19 protein-coding genes are annotated in these 18,342 nt (G+C 47.6%); 4 read left to right on the top strand and 15 right to left on the bottom strand.

The genetic code is table 11. The annotated features are described in order from the left end of the window. Positions 1–8: 8 nt before the first annotated feature. From ACQ5ES_RS10105 to ACQ5ES_RS10035, 15 genes are all read right to left on the bottom strand, one after another. Positions 9–425: a F0F1 ATP synthase subunit epsilon gene (locus ACQ5ES_RS10105; RefSeq protein ID WP_126762981.1), complete on the bottom strand. Its 417-nt coding sequence runs from the start codon at positions 423–425 to the stop codon at positions 9–11. 16 nt (positions 426–441) lie between these two features. Continuing rightward, a complete protein-coding gene (gene atpD, locus ACQ5ES_RS10100) occupies positions 442–1,827 on the bottom strand; it encodes a F0F1 ATP synthase subunit beta (protein WP_445016444.1) in 1,386 nt (461 codons plus the stop codon). 39 nt (positions 1,828–1,866) lie between these two features. Next, entirely contained in the window at positions 1,867–2,739 is an 873-nt protein-coding gene (gene atpG / locus ACQ5ES_RS10095; RefSeq protein ID WP_445016442.1) for a F0F1 ATP synthase subunit gamma, read from the bottom strand. A 57-nt stretch (positions 2,740–2,796) separates the two neighbouring features. Then, complete coding sequence (atpA, locus tag ACQ5ES_RS10090; protein WP_445016440.1) at positions 2,797–4,338, bottom strand: F0F1 ATP synthase subunit alpha; 1,542 nt, start codon at positions 4,336–4,338, stop codon at positions 2,797–2,799. Positions 4,339–4,352: 14 nt separating this feature from the next. Beyond that, positions 4,353–4,886, bottom strand: a complete 534-nt coding sequence (gene atpH / locus ACQ5ES_RS10085) for a F0F1 ATP synthase subunit delta (RefSeq protein WP_445016438.1) — start codon at positions 4,884–4,886, stop codon at positions 4,353–4,355. Positions 4,887–4,904: 18 nt separating this feature from the next. Beyond that, a complete protein-coding gene (atpF, locus tag ACQ5ES_RS10080) occupies positions 4,905–5,375 on the bottom strand; it encodes a F0F1 ATP synthase subunit B (RefSeq protein WP_445016436.1) in 471 nt (156 codons plus the stop codon). Positions 5,376–5,423: 48 nt separating this feature from the next. Further along, complete coding sequence (gene atpE / locus ACQ5ES_RS10075) at positions 5,424–5,657, bottom strand: F0F1 ATP synthase subunit C (protein ID WP_126762993.1); 234 nt, start codon at positions 5,655–5,657, stop codon at positions 5,424–5,426. Positions 5,658–5,716: 59 nt separating this feature from the next. Further along, complete coding sequence (atpB, locus tag ACQ5ES_RS10070) at positions 5,717–6,574, bottom strand: F0F1 ATP synthase subunit A (RefSeq protein WP_445016434.1); 858 nt, start codon at positions 6,572–6,574, stop codon at positions 5,717–5,719. 16 nt (positions 6,575–6,590) lie between these two features. Continuing rightward, positions 6,591–6,977, bottom strand: a complete 387-nt coding sequence (locus ACQ5ES_RS10065) for an ATP synthase subunit I (RefSeq protein ID WP_445016432.1) — start codon at positions 6,975–6,977, stop codon at positions 6,591–6,593. An 85-nt stretch (positions 6,978–7,062) separates the two neighbouring features. Next, entirely contained in the window at positions 7,063–7,962 is a 900-nt protein-coding gene (locus ACQ5ES_RS10060; protein WP_445016430.1) for a ParB/RepB/Spo0J family partition protein, read from the bottom strand. A gap of 14 nt (positions 7,963–7,976) precedes the next feature. Then, positions 7,977–8,774 carry a ParA family protein gene (locus ACQ5ES_RS10055; protein WP_445016428.1) on the bottom strand — a complete coding sequence of 266 codons (798 nt, stop codon included), beginning with the start codon at positions 8,772–8,774 and terminating at the stop codon, positions 7,977–7,979. Between the two features lie 6 nt (positions 8,775–8,780). Further along, on the bottom strand, positions 8,781–9,401 hold the full coding sequence (gene rsmG, locus ACQ5ES_RS10050; RefSeq protein ID WP_445016426.1) for a 16S rRNA (guanine(527)-N(7))-methyltransferase RsmG: 621 nt from the start codon (positions 9,399–9,401) through the stop codon (positions 8,781–8,783). A 5-nt stretch (positions 9,402–9,406) separates the two neighbouring features. Beyond that, positions 9,407–11,308 (bottom strand): tRNA uridine-5-carboxymethylaminomethyl(34) synthesis enzyme MnmG, encoded by a 1,902-nt coding sequence (mnmG, locus tag ACQ5ES_RS10045; RefSeq protein WP_445016424.1) that lies wholly within the window; start codon positions 11,306–11,308, stop codon positions 9,407–9,409. Positions 11,309–11,651: 343 nt separating this feature from the next. Next, entirely contained in the window at positions 11,652–12,113 is a 462-nt protein-coding gene (locus tag ACQ5ES_RS10040) for a flavodoxin domain-containing protein (protein ID WP_445016422.1), read from the bottom strand. A gap of 36 nt (positions 12,114–12,149) precedes the next feature. Beyond that, a complete protein-coding gene (locus tag ACQ5ES_RS10035; RefSeq protein ID WP_445016420.1) occupies positions 12,150–13,589 on the bottom strand; it encodes a GGDEF domain-containing protein in 1,440 nt (479 codons plus the stop codon). 142 nt (positions 13,590–13,731) lie between these two features. Here ACQ5ES_RS10035 and ACQ5ES_RS10030 point away from each other — a divergent pair, with 142 nt between their 5' ends. The 4 genes from ACQ5ES_RS10030 to ACQ5ES_RS10015 are packed head-to-tail and all read left to right on the top strand — an operon-like array spanning position 13,732 to position 18,319. Continuing rightward, the gene (locus ACQ5ES_RS10030) at positions 13,732–16,188 is read left to right on the top strand and encodes a M1 family metallopeptidase (protein WP_445016418.1); all 2,457 of its coding nucleotides are present in this window, start codon (positions 13,732–13,734) and stop codon (positions 16,186–16,188) included. Continuing rightward, positions 16,175–16,678 (top strand): DUF6702 family protein, encoded by a 504-nt coding sequence (locus tag ACQ5ES_RS10025; protein ID WP_445016416.1) that lies wholly within the window; start codon positions 16,175–16,177, stop codon positions 16,676–16,678. Before ACQ5ES_RS10030 ends, ACQ5ES_RS10025 begins: the two co-directional genes overlap by 14 nt. 19 nt (positions 16,679–16,697) lie before the next feature. After that, positions 16,698–17,156, top strand: a complete 459-nt coding sequence (locus tag ACQ5ES_RS10020; RefSeq protein ID WP_445016414.1) for a hypothetical protein — start codon at positions 16,698–16,700, stop codon at positions 17,154–17,156. Continuing rightward, a complete protein-coding gene (locus ACQ5ES_RS10015) occupies positions 17,153–18,319 on the top strand; it encodes a PQQ-dependent sugar dehydrogenase (protein WP_445016412.1) in 1,167 nt (388 codons plus the stop codon). The genes ACQ5ES_RS10020 and ACQ5ES_RS10015 overlap by 4 nt, the downstream gene beginning before the upstream one ends. The last annotated feature ends 23 nt before the right edge of the window (positions 18,320–18,342 follow it).

The raw sequence follows: 18,342 nt of genomic DNA, 5'->3' as shown, positions 1-18,342 counted from the left end.
GGAGCAAATTATTTGCGAATTTTGCGAATAATCTGCAATTGTGCCAACGCCCGCGACAGTTCTGCTGCAGCTTCTGCATAGCTGAGGTCAGAACTGGAATCTGCGATTGCTTCTTCAGCACGTTTTTTCGCATCAAGAGCTTGTTGTTCATCAAGCTCTTCACCGCGAACGGCTGTATCAGACAGAACCGTGACGTTGTGAGGCTGCACTTCCAGCACACCACCGGCGACGTAGATGATTTCTTCTTCACCGCCTTCTTTCACGACGCGAACCATACCTGGTTTGATTTTCGTGATAAGTGGCGCGTGACCTGGGTAGATACCCAGTTCACCTTCGCTACCGGTCACTTGCACGGTCTCAACTGCGCCGCTATATAAGCTTTCTTCGGCGCTGACCACGTCAAGGTGTACAGTTTTTGCTGCCATTTAAACCTCCCGGTTCTTACATTTTCTTGGCTTTTTCGGCCGCTTCTTCGATGCTGCCAACCATGTAAAACGCTTGTTCTGGAAGGTCGTCGTAATCACCGTTTAAGATGCCTTTAAAGCCAGCAATGGTGTCTTTCAATGCAACGTATTTACCAGGCGCGCCGGTAAATATTTCTGCTACGAAGAACGGCTGTGACAAGAAGCGCTGAATCTTACGAGCACGCGATACTGACAGTTTGTCTTCTTCTGACAGTTCGTCCATACCCAAGATTGCGATGATGTCTTTCAGTTCTTTGTAGCGCTGCAAGACTGACTGCACACCACGTGCCACGTCATAATGCTCTTTACCGATAACTTGCGGGTCAAGCTGACGCGAGGTTGAATCCAACGGATCAACCGCTGGGTAGATACCCAAAGACGCGATATCACGTGACAATACAACAGTCGCATCCAAGTGGGCGAAGGTTGTTGCTGGTGATGGGTCAGTCAAGTCATCCGCAGGAACGTAAACGGCCTGGATTGACGTGATTGAACCGGTCTTAGTTGAGGTAATACGTTCTTGCAATACACCCATCTCTTCAGCAAGTGTAGGCTGATAACCTACCGCTGACGGCATACGACCCAACAATGCTGATACTTCGGTACCGGCCAGGGTGTAACGATAGATGTTATCGACGAAGAACAATACGTCACGACCTTCATCACGGAATTTTTCCGCCATGGTCAAACCGGTCAAAGCAACACGCAAACGGTTACCCGGAGGCTCGTTCATCTGGCCATAAACCAGTGCTACTTTGTCGAGTACGTTTGAATCTTTCATCTCGTGATAGAAGTCATTACCCTCACGCGTCCGCTCACCAACACCAGCAAAGACTGAGTAGCCGCTGTGCTCGATTGCGATGTTACGGATAAGCTCCATCATGTTTACGGTTTTACCAACACCAGCACCACCGAACAGACCGACTTTACCACCTTTAGCAAACGGGCAAATCAAGTCGATAACTTTGATACCTGTTTCTAAAAGCTCAGTCGCGTTTGACTGTTCTTCGTAGGTGGGTGCGGCACGGTGAATTGACATACGCTCTTCTGCGCCAACGTCACCGGCTTCATCAATTGGCTCACCCAATACGTTCATGATACGGCCGAGGGTCTTTTTACCCACTGGTACCATGATTGGTTCGCCTGTATTTTCTACTGTAATTCCACGACGCAAGCCGTCGGTAGTACCCATTGCGATTGTACGCACAATACCACCACCAAGCTGCTGCTGCACTTCGAGGGTTAACCCTTTGAGGCCACCGTCGGTTAGCTTCAGCGCGTCGTAGACCTTTGGCACGCTTGATTGTGGAAATTCGATATCCACAACGGCGCCAATTATTTGCACGACCTTACCTTGACTCATGACATTTCCTCTAACTCTAAAATTCTTGCAAGCTTCGCCTTAAACAGCTTCGGCGCCCGATACAATTTCCGAAATTTCCTGCGTAATCGCTGCCTGGCGTGCTTTGTTGTACACCAACTGCAACTGATCGATGAGGTCTTCGGCGTTGTCGGTAGCGGCTTTCATTGCCACCATCCGCGCAGCCTGTTCACTCGCGATATTATCAACCACACCCTGGTAAACCGTTGATTCGACGAAACGACGAATCAGCATATCGAGAATGGATTGTGGCTCAGGTTCATACAAGTAGTCCCAGCTACCTGATTGCACGCGATCACGCTCGTCGTCGTCCGCTTTCGGCAACGGCAGCATTTGCGCTATCGTTGGCTCTTGCGTCATGGTGTTAACAAATTTGTTGTACACCAGGAACAAGCGATCGATTTTGCCTTCATCGAAAGCATCGAGCATCACTTGCACGGTTCCGAGCACATCTTTCACGCTTGGCTTATCACCAAGACCTGATGTTTGCGCCAGTAAACGGCCTCCAAAGCGTTTAAAGAAACTCGTTGCCTTGCTGCCTATCGCCGCAAAATCAACCTCAACACCGCTTTCTTGTAGTGCTTGTGCGTGTTTAACCACCGCTTTAAATTCATTGGTGTTCAAGCCGCCACACAAACCACGGTCGGTTGAAATGACGATATAGCCAACTCGCTTCGCTTCACGTTCTTCTAAGAACGGATGCTTGTACTCGAGGTTGGCATGGGCAACATGGCCGATCACCTTGCGAATGCTGTCCGCATAAGGACGGCTTGAAGCCATGCGTTCCTGCGCCTTTTTCATTTTGGACGCAGCAACCATCTCCATCGCGCTGGTGATCTTCTGAGTATTGTTAATACTCCCGATCTTGGTTTTTATCTCTTTACCGCTGGCCATGATAATCTCCTGTTAACTCAACGACGTGTGGCCACTATTGTGAAGTGGCCCCGTTGCTTACCAAGACTGCGTCTTCTTGAAGGTTTTCAGGCCTTCGTGCAGCTTAGCTTCGATGTCGTCGTTATAGTTGCCAGTTTTATCAATATCAGCCATCAGATCGGCGTACTCGCTCTTCATGTACGAAATTAACGCACTTTCAAAGTCGAGGATTTTGTCCTGCGCCACATCTTTGAGGTAGCCTTTTTCAGCCGAGAATATGGACACTGCCATATCTGCAACGCTCATTGGCTCATATTGGTTCTGTTTCATTAATTCGGTAACACGCTGACCGTGCTCCAACTGCGAACGCGTTGCTTCATCAAGATCCGAAGCAAACTGCGCGAACGCGGCAAGTTCACGATACTGCGCCAATGCCAAACGAATACCACCACCAAGTTTCTTAATGATCTTGGTCTGTGCCGCACCACCTACACGTGATACCGAGATACCAGCGTTAACAGCAGGGCGGATACCAGCGTTGAACAAGTCAGTTTCTAAGAAGATCTGACCGTCGGTGATTGAAATCACGTTGGTAGGTACAAAGGCAGAAACGTCACCGGCTTGGGTTTCGATGATTGGCAACGCGGTCAATGAACCGGTTTTGCCTTTCACTTCACCGTTGGTGAATTTTTCAACGTAGTCAGCATTAACTCGCGCTGCACGCTCAAGTAAGCGTGAGTGCAAGTAAAACACGTCACCTGGGTAAGCTTCACGACCTGGCGGACGACGTAGCAACAATGAAATTTGACGGTAAGCAACTGCTTGCTTCGACAAATCATCGTATACGATCAACGCGTCTTCACCGCGGTCACGGAAGTATTCACCCATGGTACAACCGGAGTAGGCTGCCAAGTATTGCAACGCTGCTGATTCAGACGCAGATGCTGCAACAATAATGGTGTTCTCTAATGCGCCATGCTCTTCAAGTTTGCGTACTACTGAAGCGATGGTCGATGCTTTCTGACCGATAGCTACGTACACACACTTAATACCAGAGTTTTTCTGGTTGATGATGGCATCCACAGCCAATGCAGTTTTACCTGTTTGACGGTCACCGATCACCAACTCGCGCTGGCCACGACCGATTGGAATCATCGCATCGATAGATTTGTAACCAGTTTGCACTGGCTGATCAACCGATTGGCGTTCGATTACACCAGGTGCGATTTTTTCAACAGGTTCATAACCGTCAGCTTCAATTGGACCTTTACCGTCGATAGGAGCACCCAAAGTGTTCACTACGCGGCCCAATAGGTTGCGACCTACTGGAACTTCCAAAATACGGCCGGTTGATTTTACTTTAACGCCTTCTTGCAGATCCGCGTACGGACCCATAACAACGGCGCCGACAGAATCACGTTCCAGGTTCAACGCGATTGCATAACGATTGCCAGGAAGCTCAATCATCTCACCTTGCATACAGTCTGCAAGGCCATGAACGCGGATAATACCGTCTTTTACCGAAACGATAGTACCTTCGTTACGAGCTTCACTGACCACTTCGAACTGTTCAATTCGTTTTTTGATCAGTTCTGCGATTTCATTTGAATTCAGTTGCATGCTCAAGTCCCCAATTAGGATTGCAGTGCATGGGCAAGCCGTTCCAGCTTACCTCGCACAGTACCGTCAATCACGGTGTCACCAGCTTTAATGTATAAGCCGCTAACAATCGCTGTATCGACACTGCAATTCAGCTTAACTTTGCGTGAAAAACGTTTCTCCAACGCTTGCGCTAGATTGTCCTGCTGCTTCTTCGTCAATTTGACCGCTGAGGTCACATCGACCGTAACTTCCTGCTCATGTTCTGAACGGAGGTCACTGTAGTGTTTTTCTACAGCAGAAAGTGCTTTCAAGCGGCCATTTTCGGCCATAAGGCGTACGAAGTTCTGGCCACTTTCGTCCAGTTGTTCGCCGCATACGTTAATGAAAACGTCTACTTTCTTCTCTAGCGTTTCAGCGCTACCCAAAAACGTGGCCATTTGGTCGTCGTTCGCAACAGCTGCTGCGAAAGCGATCATGTCGTGCCATTTTTCAATAGCGCTCTTCTCTAGTGCAAAATCAAAAGCTGCTTTTGCATAGGGGCGAGCAACCGTAGTCAATTCTGACATTTGCACAAACCCCTTTGGTTAGAGTTCAGCGACAAGTTTTTCAACGATGTCACTGTGAGCGTCTTTATCAATTTCACGCTCGATGATTTTACTTGCACCAGCAACAGCCAATACAGCCACTTGCTTGCGCAATTCTTCGCGTAAGCGGTTGCGCTCTGCTTCGACTTCAGAATGGCCAGCAGCAACGATTTTTTCCCGCTCTTGCTCACCACGCTGTTTGCCGTCGTCGATGGTTTCGTCCGCACGTTTTTTCGCTTGGGCGATAATCTCTGCAGCTTGCGCTTTCGCGTCTTTCAGTTCGTCAGCAACTTTCGCTTGCGCTTCTTCAAGACTTTTCTCAGCTTTTTCACCGGCTGCGAGGCCATCGGCAATTTTTCTCTGACGAGCTTCAATCGCATTGTTCAGCGGCGGCCAAACAAACTTCATGCAAAACAGCACGAAGACAATAAACGCGATTAATTCACCAATCAGGGTCATGTTTAAACTCATAGACCCACCCTCCTATTCGTTCAGTTGTTCGAGAAAGTTAATCGAGTCTTACAGAACGAACAACAGAACCATGGCGATACCAACACCGATCATTGCTACCGCATCGATCAGACCCGCCAAGATGAACATTTTAACTTGCAGCGAAGGCGCTAATTCTGGCTGACGTGCACACGCTTCCAGGAATTTACCACCCATGTTACCGAAACCTATTGCAGTACCGATGGCACCGAAACCGATCAATAGTGCTACAGCGATATACTTAAGACCTAACATTAGTTCCATTGTTTTCTCCGATATTTCAAAGGTTGAAGTTAAAGTTAAATTAAAAAGTTAGTACTAAACTAGTGACTCTCAGAGCTGGCCATACTCAAGTAAACAATGGTCAGCATCATGAACACGAACGCTTGCAGCACGATAACCAATATGTGGAACACCGCCCACACAAAGTGTAACGGCAGCTGCATTAAGCCAATCGCACCAATCAGGATGAAGATCAACTCACCGGCATAAAGGTTACCGAACAAACGTAACGCCAGTGAAAACGGCTTCGCGACCAGCGCAATCGTCTCGAGCAACAGGTTAAATGGAATCAGAATAATCTGTACCCAAATGTTGCTTGAATTAAATGGATGCAGCGTCAGCTCTTTAATAAAGCCAAGCATGCCTTTCATCCGGATGCCGTAGCCAATCATTAGTAGGAATACGCCGATTGCCAATGCTGCCGTCATGTTGATATCAGTAGTTGGCACCACTTTCATGTAAACATCCTGTGAGGGGACGCCGAAAACGGTTTCACCCGTCCAGCCTGCCAACGCCGGCAAAAAGTCAACTGGCACAAGGTCCATCACGTTCATCAGGAACACCCAGACGAAGATCGTCAACGCCAGTGGGGCAATGAGCTTGCTCTTACCATGGAAAGTGTCGCGCACGTTATCAGAAACGAATTCAACGATCATTTCGATAAAGCACTGAAACTTACCAGGCACGCCGGTATGTGCTTTTTTCGCTGCGCTACGGAAAATAATTAAGAACAGGATGCCTAATCCGATCGACCAGGCGAGTGTGTCAATATGCCACGTCCAGAACCCTGCTTCACTACACGCTTTATTGAAGGCAATACCATTTTCGGTATTACACATCTTGGCGTTAGTTAAGTGGTGCTGAATGTGACTTTGGAGCGTTAACTCTTCTGCAGCCATCTTAATTCCCACAATTTTAAGTTGATTTTAAAAACAAAATCGGTGCCAGCCACTGCACCAGTAACACTGTGATGTAGCCGCTACAAACCGCAACAAGCGGGAGCGAAGTCAACATCAATAATGCCACTAGCAGGACCACGGTGAGGCCAATCTTCAACGCCTCACCGGCAAAAAAATTACTGACGATCTGTTGTGCCGAGCGCGCGCCACCTTCGGCAAAAGCGCGCCAAGCGAAAAGTGCTGTTGGAATTATTACGACGACTCCGCCGCCAACAACACCCCAAAAATATTCATACGATGTCGCCAATGAAAACGTGCAGGCTAATAAAAATAGAGCTCCTGCCTGAGCTCGCAGTAACCTGACTGCAAGTTGTTTTCCGGTTTGCGTTAACGTATCACTCACAGGCTAAACACCTCGGTAAAAAGCCCGCGATAGTATAAAGATTTGAGTCCTAATTGCAAACAAATTGCAACTAATCACAAGCTGTTTACGCCTCATCGCTGAGCTGGAAATGGGTGAGAATTCCATCAAGCTCATCTAAGCTGCTGTAATTAATCACCACTTTTCCTTTACCTTTGCGGCCATGATTAATAGCTACAGCAGCGCCTAAACGTTCACTGAGACGTTGCTCAAGACGTTGAATATCAGCATCCGGCTCTTTTGGCGCAGCCGCTTTTTTTGGCTCTAAAGCGTTGCGTACTAATTTTTCAGCTTCACGGACCGTCATGGCTTTCGCAGCTATGGTGCGGGCTATTTCGCTTTGCTGTTCACCTTGTAAGGCTAATAATAATTTAGCGTGACCAAGCTCTATATCGCCGCGTTCTAATAATGTCTTTGACTCGAACTCAAGATTATTAAGCCGTAGTAAGTTAGTGACAGTGGCGCGTGATTTACCTACGGCGTCAGCCACTTCCTGGTGGGTCAATTGAAATTCATCCAACAAGCGTTGTAACGCAGTGGCTTCTTCCATTGAATTTAAATCTTCGCGTTGGATGTTTTCGATCAACGCTATGGCAACGGCTGCTTCATCGGGAACCTGTTTAATCAAACAGGGAACTTCACTAAGGCGTGCCATCTGTGCGGCGCGCCAACGCCGTTCACCGGCAATAATTTCGAACCTATCGGTATCGACCTGGCGCACCACAATCGGCTGAATAATACCTTGTGCTTTAACTGACGCGGCAAGATCTTCGAGAGCTTCTGGAGACATGTCTTTACGTGGCTGATATTTACCCGGCTGCAAAAATTCAATCGGTAATTTTTGTAATTCACCTTTGGTTAAATCTGGCGCCGGTTCAGTCTCCGGCTGCTCATGATCACGGGCATTTTTACTGGTTGTCAGTAACGCATCTAAACCGCGTCCTAGTCCTCGTTTCTTGACAGACATAAAGCGTAGGTTCCTCAGGCTTCAGCCGCTGTTTCGGCTTTTTTTTGTTGTTCTGCACGACGAATCAGCTCGCCAGCTAGAGACAGATAAGCTTTGGCACCTGTAGATGACTTGTCGTAGTACATGGCAGGTGCGCCAAAACTTGGTGCTTCCGCTAATCGCACATTGCGGGGAATCACGGTTCGATAAACTTTACTACCAAAATGCGCTTTCAGTTGCTCGGATACATCGTTAGCAAGGCGATTACGCGGGTCGTACATGGTGCGTAGAATCCCTTCAATCGCTAATTTAGGGTTCACCGCTTCTGCCAGGCGCTCAATGGTATCCATTAGCGCTGTTAAGCCTTCTAGCGCGTAATACTCACACTGCATTGGCACTAATACTGAATCAGCCGCAGCCATAGCATTCACCGTCAACATGCTCAGCGACGGCGGGCAATCGATGAAAATATAGTCGTAATTATCACGCACCGGTTGTAAAGCATTCGCTAAGCGTTGCTCACGCGCGAAGGCTTCCATTAATTTGATATCTGCGGCGGTAACATCGCCATTCGCGGCAACCAAGTGATACTTGCCATTGGTTTCAGTGACTATCACTTCTTGCGCTGGTTTTTGATCCACTAATAATTCGTAGGCAGTATTTTCAACATCGTATTTATCGATACCACTACCCATGGTCGCATTACCTTGCGGATCCAGGTCGACAAGCAAAACTTTACGCCGAGTTGCGGCCATTGACGCAGCCAAATTCACTGCGGTCGTGGTTTTACCGACCCCACCTTTTTGATTTGCAATGGCAATTATTCTACCCACGTGAAGCTAACCTCTTGTTGAGATGATAACCAAATGCCGTTCTGCATCAACGCCAGGAACCTTTAGTTCAGTCACTTCATCGACCTGATACGCCGGCGGTAAACTGTCTATTTCGGCCTGCGGATAAACCCCCTTCAACGCATAAAAGCGTCCATCGGGGCGCGGCAAGTGCTGACACCAAGTGAGCATATCACTAAGCGAGGCAAAGGCTCTACTGATGACACCATCAAATTTAGTTTCTGGTTTATAGTCTTCCACTCGACTTTGCACAGCATTTACATTGTTGATGCCAAGTTCATGGCACACCTGGCGGATAAAGCGTATCCGCTTGCCCAGGCTATCAAGCAATACAAACTCTTTATCAGGCTGCACAATGGCTAACGGTAGGCCTGGCAAGCCAGGACCGGTACCCACGTCAATAAAGCGATGACCTGAGAGGAACGGTAACACTACCAAACTATCGACAATATGGCGACTGAGCATTTGCTCTGGATCACGCACTGATGTCAAATTGTAGGCTTTATTCCATTTATTCAGCAATTCAACCAAGCGCAGCAGTTGTTGTTGTTGCGCAGTGGGAATGTCGAGCCCTGCTGCCGTTAAAAATCCATTAAGTTTCGTTCGCATGATGATCAAGCGCTTTTGCGCAGCAATCCTTGTTTTTTCAAATGCACTAGTAGCATCGATATTGCCGCCGGTGTCACACCAGAAATACGTGCTGCTTTACCGACGGTTTCAGGTTGATGTTCGTTTAATTTGGCAATCACTTCGTTGGATAAGCCCTTAATCCCGGCATAGTCAAAACCAAGCGGCAGACGGGTGTTCTCGTGTCTTAACTGCTTGGCTATTTCATCTTTTTGCCGCTCAATATAGCCGGCATATTTGGTCTGAATTTCAACTTGTTCTGCGGCTTGGCTGTCGGACAGAGCAGGTCCTAACTCAGGGATCGCCATCATAGCGTTGTAAGTAATTTCTGGACGGCGTAATAAATCCTCACCACTAACTTCTTTAGTGATCGGTGTTTTCACTAATTTGTTCACCGCATCCACAGCTGGATGATCTTTGTGGATCCAAGTACTTCGTAAACGTTGCTGCTCTTGGGCTATAGCTTCCATTTTTTCGTTAAAACGGGCCCAGCGTGCATCGTCAACTAAACCAAGTTCACGACCTTTTTCGGTGAGCCTCATATCGGCATTGTCTTCGCGCAACAACAAACGATATTCAGCGCGTGAGGTAAACATGCGATAGGGTTCTTTGGTACCCAAGGTTGATAGATCATCAATCAACACCCCCATGTAGGAGTTGTCGCGACGTGGTGCCCAACCATCTTTACCTTGTGCTTGTAACGCTGCATTTAAACCGGCAACCAGCCCTTGGGCGCCGGCTTCTTCATAACCGGTGGTGCCGTTAATTTGACCAGCAAAGAACAACCCGTGAATGTATTTGGTTTCCAGCGTTTGTTGCAAATCGCGCGGATCGAAATAGTCATATTCTATGGCATAGCCAGGGCGAGTAATATGCGCGTTTTCAAAGCCTTTGATGGAACGCACTAATTGCACCTGAACATCAAAAGGTAAACTGGTAGAAATGCCGTTTGGGTACACCTCATGGGTATTTAAACCTTCAGGCTCAACAAAAATTTGATGTGAGTTTTTGTCGGCGAAACGCATAACTTTGTCTTCGATCGATGGGCAATAGCGGGGGCCAACGCCTTCGATAACACCGGAATACATGGGTGAACGATCCAACCCGCCACGGATGACATCATGGGTCTGATCATTGGTATGGGTGATGTAACAACTGATTTGTTGCGGATGATCTTCCGCTTTACCCATGAACGAAAATAACGGTGTTGGGTTATCGCCAGGTTGTTCTTGCATGACTGAAAAATCGATGGTTTTTGCATCAATGCGCGGCGGTGTGCCAGTTTTAAGTCGGTCTACGCGTAATGGCAGTTCACGTAAGCGTTTGGCTAATGCGTTAGCTGGTGGATCGCCTGCACGTCCACCTTGATAGTTCTCTAAGCCGATATGGATCTGACCACCAAGAAATGTTCCTACGGTTAGAACTACGGTCTTAGCTGAAAACTTCAATCCCATCTGGGTCACAACACCAACAACGCGATCATTTTCAACGATCAGATCGTCACATGCTTGTTGAAATAAACTCAGATTTTTCTGATTTTCCAAAGTGCTGCGAATGGCAGCTTTGTAAAGCTCACGATCAGCTTGTGCACGGGTGGCTCGGACTGCAGGACCCTTGGATGAATTTAGCGTGCGAAATTGGATACCTGATCGATCTGCTGCATGTGCCATAGCACCGCCAAGAGCATCAATTTCTTTGACTAAATGACCTTTACCAATGCCGCCAATAGCGGGATTACATGACATTTGTCCTAGTGTTTCGATGTTATGCGTCAACAGGAGGGTTTGACAGCCTATACGCGCTGCAGCAAGGGCTGCTTCGGTACCAGCATGCCCACCACCAATGACGATAACGTCATAGTGCTGATGGTAGTTTGAGGTGTCTGACATAAACGTAGTCCTAGAAAAATGTAGCCCAACAGTTTAACCGTTTTTTGCTTGGATCTAAACGGTTAAATTTTGTGCGAGTAGGGTTTAAAGATCTTAATAGTAGTTAAAGATCTTTTCTTTTGATCTTCTTATTACTATTACTACTAGGGCGAGAAAATCTGTGGATAAGCGTTTGTAGAGCAACAGGACAAAGGATCACAACGATCTGTAAAGATGTGTTCAGAGCATGACCCTTGTTCTGATCAACCGGTGGATAACTAAGACACTTATGCACAGGGTGAGTTATACACAGACTTGTACAGTGAATATCTACAGATTTTAGGGGATCTTATACAATGATTATTCACAGCTGTCGGGTAAAAATAGTTAGCCATGTAGATGCTTTTTTCTCCGGATCGTCCACAGACATGTCAATTTCAAGACGTTCAATCAGACGTTTCGCACCGAGTTTTGTCAATTTATGATCAAAATCCCGGCCGGCAGAGCAATAGGTATCATAACAACTATCACCTACCGCAATTACGGCATAACGCAGAGGATCTAGAGGCGGGTTTTTGGCATGCAGATCAGTGGCAAAATCAAGCATGCTATCGGCGTACTCACCTGCGCCATGGCTGGCGATACAGGCAAGCCAGTAGCTTTGTTCGTCAATGGCTTCAACTAAATCTGCGTAGATCGGTTCGTAGTGTAATCTGGTGGTAAAGCCCTGTTGTTGCAACTGGTCACTAAGTTGATCAGCGAGGTATTCGGTATTGCCTGAGGTGGTGGCAACGAGAATATCAATGGTTGGTAATGTGGTTTGCATAGGTTTAGCTACCGCTATCGAAAAATGAACGAATACTTAGGCTGATGATACCACTTGATTGCGGCCGTTGCGCTTCGCTTTGAGTAGTGCATTGTCAGCACGTTGTAGTGCGCTGTTGAGTGATTCGTCGGGCCGTATCTCAACAATGCCGAAGCTGGCGTTGATTTGTATCATGTTGTTTTTGCATGGAATTGCTGGCAGATGTTGGCGCAATCGCTCTGCTGTAGCAGTAGCCTCTTTGAGGTTTTGATCGGGCAGTAAAAGTAAAAATTCATCACCGCCAAAGCGGCCAATAAAATCACATTGGCGAATGTGTGCCCGGATACTTTGAGCAGCCATAATTAGAGCCTGGTCGCCTACCAAGTGTCCGTAGTTGTCATTTATTTTCTTAAATTCATCTAAATCAAACACCATAAGAGCAATGGGAAAGTCGCTGCTGCGTCGACCCAAAAGTTGTCGTTCCGCTCGTTCCAGGAAATAAGTTCGGGTGGAGACTTGGGTCAGATTATCGGTTTTGGTTTGCTCATCAAGTTGTTTGTTTTGTTGAAGTAACGAAGGTACTGCCAGACCAAAATAAGTATTCGCGGCGATCACACAGAGTGCAAATTGATAGGTAAGCGCGTGATTGTCGACGCCAAAGGCGCCGAACCATGCGGCAATCAGCCCGCTGATCAAAGCTAGACTAAGAATCGCGCGTTCCAATGCTTCGGTGTAGACCATCCATAGCTGTGGCACACACAAAAAGAAGATGAAGTAAGGAATTTCTGGATGACCATAAGCATAATCGGCGATTAAAACTACTGCAACCAGCACGATCATCAAGGCAAGTTTGTTGCTCCACAATTGCTGCCTCAATGGTCTGCTTGAAAGTTTAACATTCAGCGGTTTTAGCCAGCTGCTGTCGAGTTGCCACAGGCGACTCAGCAGCAACATGAAAAAGGGTGTTAAAACCAGAGCGCCGGCAAGGTCGCCGATCCACCAAGATAGCCAACTATTCATTACATCGGTAAGAGTCATAGTGCCGATTAGAAAAAAAGCCACTAAGCCTAGCCAGGCGCTGAGCAATGTGGTGAGCAGAATGACGACGAGAAAAAATAGGATTCGTTGGGGAATAAGCTGAATATGCCAGTTACCCACTAAGCGACGAAAATAAAAACCACCAAGTCCGTAAGAAATCGCGTGAGCAGCACCCAAAAGCAAGCCATTTTGCGCTTGTTTTAGTAACGGTAGTGGCGAGTTAAGTTCTAAGTACATCCAAAATGCGGCGACTAAGGTAGCGGCTAAAACTGGCAAAAATGCGCGGCGGCCCATGAGAATAAAAGCGGCTAAAGATAAGCCTGCCGGTGGGTACCAAAGGCTAATGTAGGGTTGATACTCCATCAACATGGCCGCCCACCATACCAGTAACCACAGACTGATGAAGGCTAAATAGCGAAACGATGATAACGACAAGTTTCCGATGTTAAGCGAGCTCACCAGCTGTTTCCCTTTTTTGACGCTAAGCATACTGTAAAGCAAAGAATGCGATAAATGGAAATTTTTTACGACCAATGAAATGGTTAAAATATGGCTAGTTTGATACTGTCCGCGCATCCCATCTGAAACAATGAGTAAATCTATGCAACGTACAAGTTTTTGGCTTGCTTGCGCAGCCATTGCTGCGGTTAGTTTTGGCGCGAATCAGAGCGTATCCGCTTCCGCCATTAAGCAAACGAAAGGCGAATTTGAAGATAAGTTTCGGCAGTTAGACGAAGTGCTTCCGACAGCAAATGTCTATCGTAGTGCCGCGGGCGAGCCCGGTGAAAAGTATTGGCAACAACGTGCTGATTATGAAATCGATGTGCGCTTAAATGAAGAACTACGTCGTCTTGATGCATCAGAAGAAATTACCTACCACAACAACTCGCCGTATACCTTGAAGTATATTTGGATTCAGTTGGATCAGAATATTTTCCGCAACGATTCGCGTGCAGAACGCAGCGCAACCTTTGGTAGTCATCCTGAAACTGATTTAGCCGGTATCGATAAGCCTGCTCGAGTTTCTTTAGGTGAACTGCGTCGTCAGCAGTTTATGGCGGACAACGAATTAGGCTTTGCAATTGATAAGGTTGGTAATGGCGACGGCGAAGCGCTGAGTTTTACTGTGGTCGGTACCAACATGCGGGTTGATTTACCAGAGCCTCTAGCGCCAGGTGCGCAAACGACCTTGGCGATCGATTTTGGTTTTAATATCGTCGAAGAGGACGCGGTTGGCGCGCGTTCTGGTTACGAGCATTTCGCTGATGATGCGCGTGAAGGCGGCAATGATATCTTCCTTATCGCACAATGGTATCCACGGGTAGCGGCTTTCACAGATTATGAGGCCTGGACCAACAAAGAGTTTTTAGGCCGTGGTGAATTTACCCAAGAATTCGGTGATTTTGAGGTCAGCATTGACGCGCCTGCGGATCACATCGTCTCCGCTACGGGGGTTTTGCAAAATCCTGAGGAAGTGCTTACGGATAAACAGCAGCGCCGCTTGAAAGAAGCCGAAACTGCCGAACGTCCAGTCTTTGTGGTGACTGCAGAAGAGGCTCTTGAAAATGAGGAAGCTGGCACTGACGAACGCAAGGTCTGGCGTTTCGCTGCGGAGAACGTGCGCGACTTCGCCTGGGCATCGTCACGTAAGTTTATGTGGGACGCCAAAGGTTACCAACAAGGCGGCGACGTGCAACCGCTAGTAATGGCCATGTCGTTCTTCCCGAAAGAAGGTGGTGACCTGTGGAAAAAGTATTCCACTGAAGCCGTGATTCATACCATGGACATTTATAGTCGCTTCTCGTTTGATTATCCGTATCCAACCGCGCAATCAGTAAATGGCCCAGTTGGCGGTATGGAATATCCGATGATTACGTTCAACGGACCACGCACTGAATTGCAAGACGATGGTACGCGTACGTATTCGCTTGCCGAAAAACGCTTTTTGATTGGTGTAGTTATTCACGAAGTTGGCCATATCTATTTCCCTATGATTGTGAATTCTGACGAACGCCAATGGACATGGATGGATGAAGGTTTGAACAGTTTCCTCGATGGCGTTGCCGGGCGTGAATGGGATCCATCGGTTCCTTGGGGTGTAGAGCCGCGCAGCATCGTGGATTACATGAAATCTTCGGTGCAAGTACCGATCATGACGCAGTCAGATAGCGTTTTACGTTTAGGTCCGAATGCTTATACCAAGCCTGCTGCGGCATTGAATATTTTGCGTGAAGTCATTCTCGGCCGCGATTTGTTTGATTTTGCCTTTCGTGAATACGCGCAGCGCTGGATGTTTAAGCGTCCTACGCCAGCAGATTTCTTCCGGACCATGGAAGAAGCTTCAGGCGTGGATCTTGACTGGTTCTGGCGTGGTTGGTTTTACAGCACCGATCATGTCGACATCAGCATCGATCGTGTATTTAAGTTGCAACTAGATACGCAGGATCCTGATATTGATTGGCAGCGTCGTCGTCAGGAACAAGCGGACAAGCCGGTGTCATTCTTTGTCCAACGTAACGAAGCTGCGGGCAGCAAAACCTGGGTCGAGCTAAATTCCGACGTTACCGATTTTTACGACCAAAACGATCGTTTCACGGTCACTAACAAGCAACGTAATGCGTACCAGAAATTCCTCGACAAGCTAGAGCCGTGGGAACGCCGGGTGTTTGACCGCGCGATTGCGGAAGATCAGAACTATTATGTTCTCGACTTCTCTAATGTTGGTGGTTTGGTGATGCCGATCTTGTTGCAAATGACCTATGCTGACGGTTCGACCGAGGATTATCGTATTCCTGCCGAGGTTTGGCGGCGTGACGCGAAAAATGTCAGTAAACTGATTGTTACTGATAAAGAGGTGGCGAGTTTTGCAGTGGATCCAAACTGGGAAACTGCAGATGTTGATATCGCTAACAATTACTATCCACGTCAGATTATTCAATCGCGCATTGAAGCCTATAAGTCAAAGCGTGATAAGGACCACATCAGTCGCGATCTGATGCAAGAAGCGAAAACTAAGCTTAAAGACGAGAGCGACGAAAACAACGATGATGAAAATTAAAACCTTAGTCGTTGGTTTGTTGGCTTGTTTAGTGGTGGGTAGCTTAGCTGCTCACCAACTTAAATCTGCAGTGACAACTATTCTGTTTAATGAGCGAACCGGCAATATTGAAGTTATGCATCGCTTTAATTTGCATGATGCAGAACATGCGGTTGGCGAGTTATTTAATAAAGACCAGGCGGATATTCATACCGATGAAGCAACTCGAGCGCTATTCGCAGTGTATGTGTTGGAACGGTTTTCACTCAACACTAGCACTGGCGAAGCTCTACCGTTAACCAGTGTAGGTTATCAAGTTGATGGTCGGGATTTTTGGGTCTATCAAGAAACAGCCATTCCAGCAAAAATCGACGGTTTAGAAGTACGTCAGGGTGCTCTGCAAGAAGTGTGGTCAGAGCAACAAAATCTAGTTAATATCGAAGGCAAAGGCGAAATTACAAGTCTACAATTTAATGCAAACGACGACGGACTAACCGTTCAGTTCGACTGATGTTGCCGCTGGAGGCGTTATGCTTAGAATTATTTTTGCTTTTGTAATCGCAATGATTGCTGCAGCCATAGTGGGCAGTATTATTCAGACGCAATTTAATCTAGCCGCCTTGGCAGAGCTTTCGGTTCCAGTTTCCTCTGATACAAGAATTTCTACGATAATTCACGATATTATCAGATTTTCGCCGATGTTCGCTGTAGTTATCGCTGCGGTGATGGTGCTTGCCTTGCCGATTGCTTATGCCCTTGCGCGGTGGCAACAGCATGCTGAGCGCTGGTGGTTTACCTTTGGCGGTTTTATCGGCTTATTAGTTGGTTTTTGGGTAGTAAATAATCTCGCGCCGATGCCGACCTTAATAGCGGCTACACGTACCTGGCCTGGTTTACTGAGCATGGCGCTGACAGGCGCTTTTGCTGGCTGGTTGTTTGACCGATTGTGGCGACCAACGCCACAAGAGCTTGCGGAGCCGGTTTTATGATTAACCTAATGACGGTGCTGCTTACTTGTATCGCTGCCTGCGCGGCTGTCGTTGCGTCGACGGCGAATGCGCAGAGCAGGGATGATCTCGAAATCATGGTGATAGCAAGAGATCTGAATCATCCGTGGTCTTTGGTCGAGCTGCCAGAACAGCCGCTTAGTTTTTTAGTAACAGAGCGTAGCGGTGGATTTAAGTTAATTTCCAAGCTGGGCTTTATCGATGAGATTCCGCTCGAGTTACCGGGGTTGTTCGTTTCTGGGCAAAGTGGCTTGTTTGCGGTAAGTCTGGCGCCTGACTTCACCACCTCACGGGAGCTGTTTTTTAGTTATGCATGCGGCGTTGCAAGCGCTAATACAACCTGTGTCGCTCGCGGGCAGTTGAGTCAGAGTAGGCCATTAGAAATTAGCGGAGTTACTCAAATTTTTGTTGCTCAGTCATTACGCGAGGGCGCTGCACATTACGGCGGGCGCATGGCTTGGTTAGCCGATGGTACCTTGTTGCTTACCTTAGGTGACGGTTTCGACTACCGCGAGCAAGCGCAAAACCTCGATAATCACTTCGGCAAAATCGTACGCATGACGCGCGACGGTGAAGCCGCTGCAGATAACCCCTTTCCGGACAAAGCTGACGGTTATATTTATAGCTATGGTCATCGTAATAGTCAGGGCTTAGTGTACGATGCCGATACTGAAACCCTCTGGCAACATGAGCACGGCCCACGTGGTGGCGACGAGCTAAATCGCATACATGCCGGGAAAAATTACGGCTGGCCAATAACCAGTTATGGCATTGATTACACAGGCGCTATGGTGACGCCTTATCGAGAGCTACCTGGTGTCACTATGCCAGAGTACCAATGGACACCGTCGTTGGCGCCGGCAGATATGGCCCTTTATCAGGGTAGAGAATTTCCTGAGTGGCAAGGAGCGCTGTTAGTCACGCACCTTGCTGGCAAACGTATGCAGGTGCTAATGCCCAGTGAAAATGGGTGGCAAGTGAAGCACGAAGTAATCTTGGCCGAACAACAGCGTCTGCGCGCAGTGACCGTTGCGAGCGACGGAGCTATTTATTTTCTGACAGATGATCCGCAGGGTGAATTATTGCGTTTAACTGCCAGTGGAAATTCCATACCTAATTTCTTTCGGGGAGAGTCTGAGTCATGAGTCGAGTTTTTCAAGGCGCGGTG

This window comes from Pseudidiomarina xizangensis, assembly GCF_052541995.1.
This window is presented reverse-complemented; position numbering and strand designations above follow the sequence as displayed.

What these genes read in the sequence shown, in the direction of transcription:
- atpB (WP_445016434.1), bottom strand. Translation starts at nt 6,574, where the DNA reads ATGGCTGCAGAAGAGTTAACGCTCCAAAGTCACATTCAGCACCACTTA.
- atpA (WP_445016440.1), bottom strand. Translation starts at nt 4,338, where the DNA reads ATGCAACTGAATTCAAATGAAATCGCAGAACTGATCAAAAAACGAATT.
- ACQ5ES_RS10020 (WP_445016414.1), top strand. Translation starts at nt 16,698, where the DNA reads ATGCTTAGAATTATTTTTGCTTTTGTAATCGCAATGATTGCTGCAGCC.
- mnmG (WP_445016424.1), bottom strand. Translation starts at nt 11,308, where the DNA reads ATGTCAGACACCTCAAACTACCATCAGCACTATGACGTTATCGTCATT.
- ACQ5ES_RS10030 (WP_445016418.1), top strand. Translation starts at nt 13,732, where the DNA reads ATGCAACGTACAAGTTTTTGGCTTGCTTGCGCAGCCATTGCTGCGGTT.
- rsmG (WP_445016426.1), bottom strand. Translation starts at nt 9,401, where the DNA reads ATGCGAACGAAACTTAATGGATTTTTAACGGCAGCAGGGCTCGACATT.
- atpE (WP_126762993.1), bottom strand. Translation starts at nt 5,657, where the DNA reads ATGGAACTAATGTTAGGTCTTAAGTATATCGCTGTAGCACTATTGATC.
- ACQ5ES_RS10060 (WP_445016430.1), bottom strand. Translation starts at nt 7,962, where the DNA reads ATGTCTGTCAAGAAACGAGGACTAGGACGCGGTTTAGATGCGTTACTG.
- atpF (WP_445016436.1), bottom strand. Translation starts at nt 5,375, where the DNA reads ATGAGTTTAAACATGACCCTGATTGGTGAATTAATCGCGTTTATTGTC.
- atpH (WP_445016438.1), bottom strand. Translation starts at nt 4,886, where the DNA reads ATGTCAGAATTGACTACGGTTGCTCGCCCCTATGCAAAAGCAGCTTTT.
- atpG (WP_445016442.1), bottom strand. Translation starts at nt 2,739, where the DNA reads ATGGCCAGCGGTAAAGAGATAAAAACCAAGATCGGGAGTATTAACAAT.
- ACQ5ES_RS10015 (WP_445016412.1), top strand. Translation starts at nt 17,153, where the DNA reads ATGATTAACCTAATGACGGTGCTGCTTACTTGTATCGCTGCCTGCGCG.
- atpD (WP_445016444.1), bottom strand. Translation starts at nt 1,827, where the DNA reads ATGAGTCAAGGTAAGGTCGTGCAAATAATTGGCGCCGTTGTGGATATC.
- ACQ5ES_RS10025 (WP_445016416.1), top strand. Translation starts at nt 16,175, where the DNA reads ATGATGAAAATTAAAACCTTAGTCGTTGGTTTGTTGGCTTGTTTAGTG.
- ACQ5ES_RS10040 (WP_445016422.1), bottom strand. Translation starts at nt 12,113, where the DNA reads ATGCAAACCACATTACCAACCATTGATATTCTCGTTGCCACCACCTCA.
- ACQ5ES_RS10105 (WP_126762981.1), bottom strand. Translation starts at nt 425, where the DNA reads ATGGCAGCAAAAACTGTACACCTTGACGTGGTCAGCGCCGAAGAAAGC.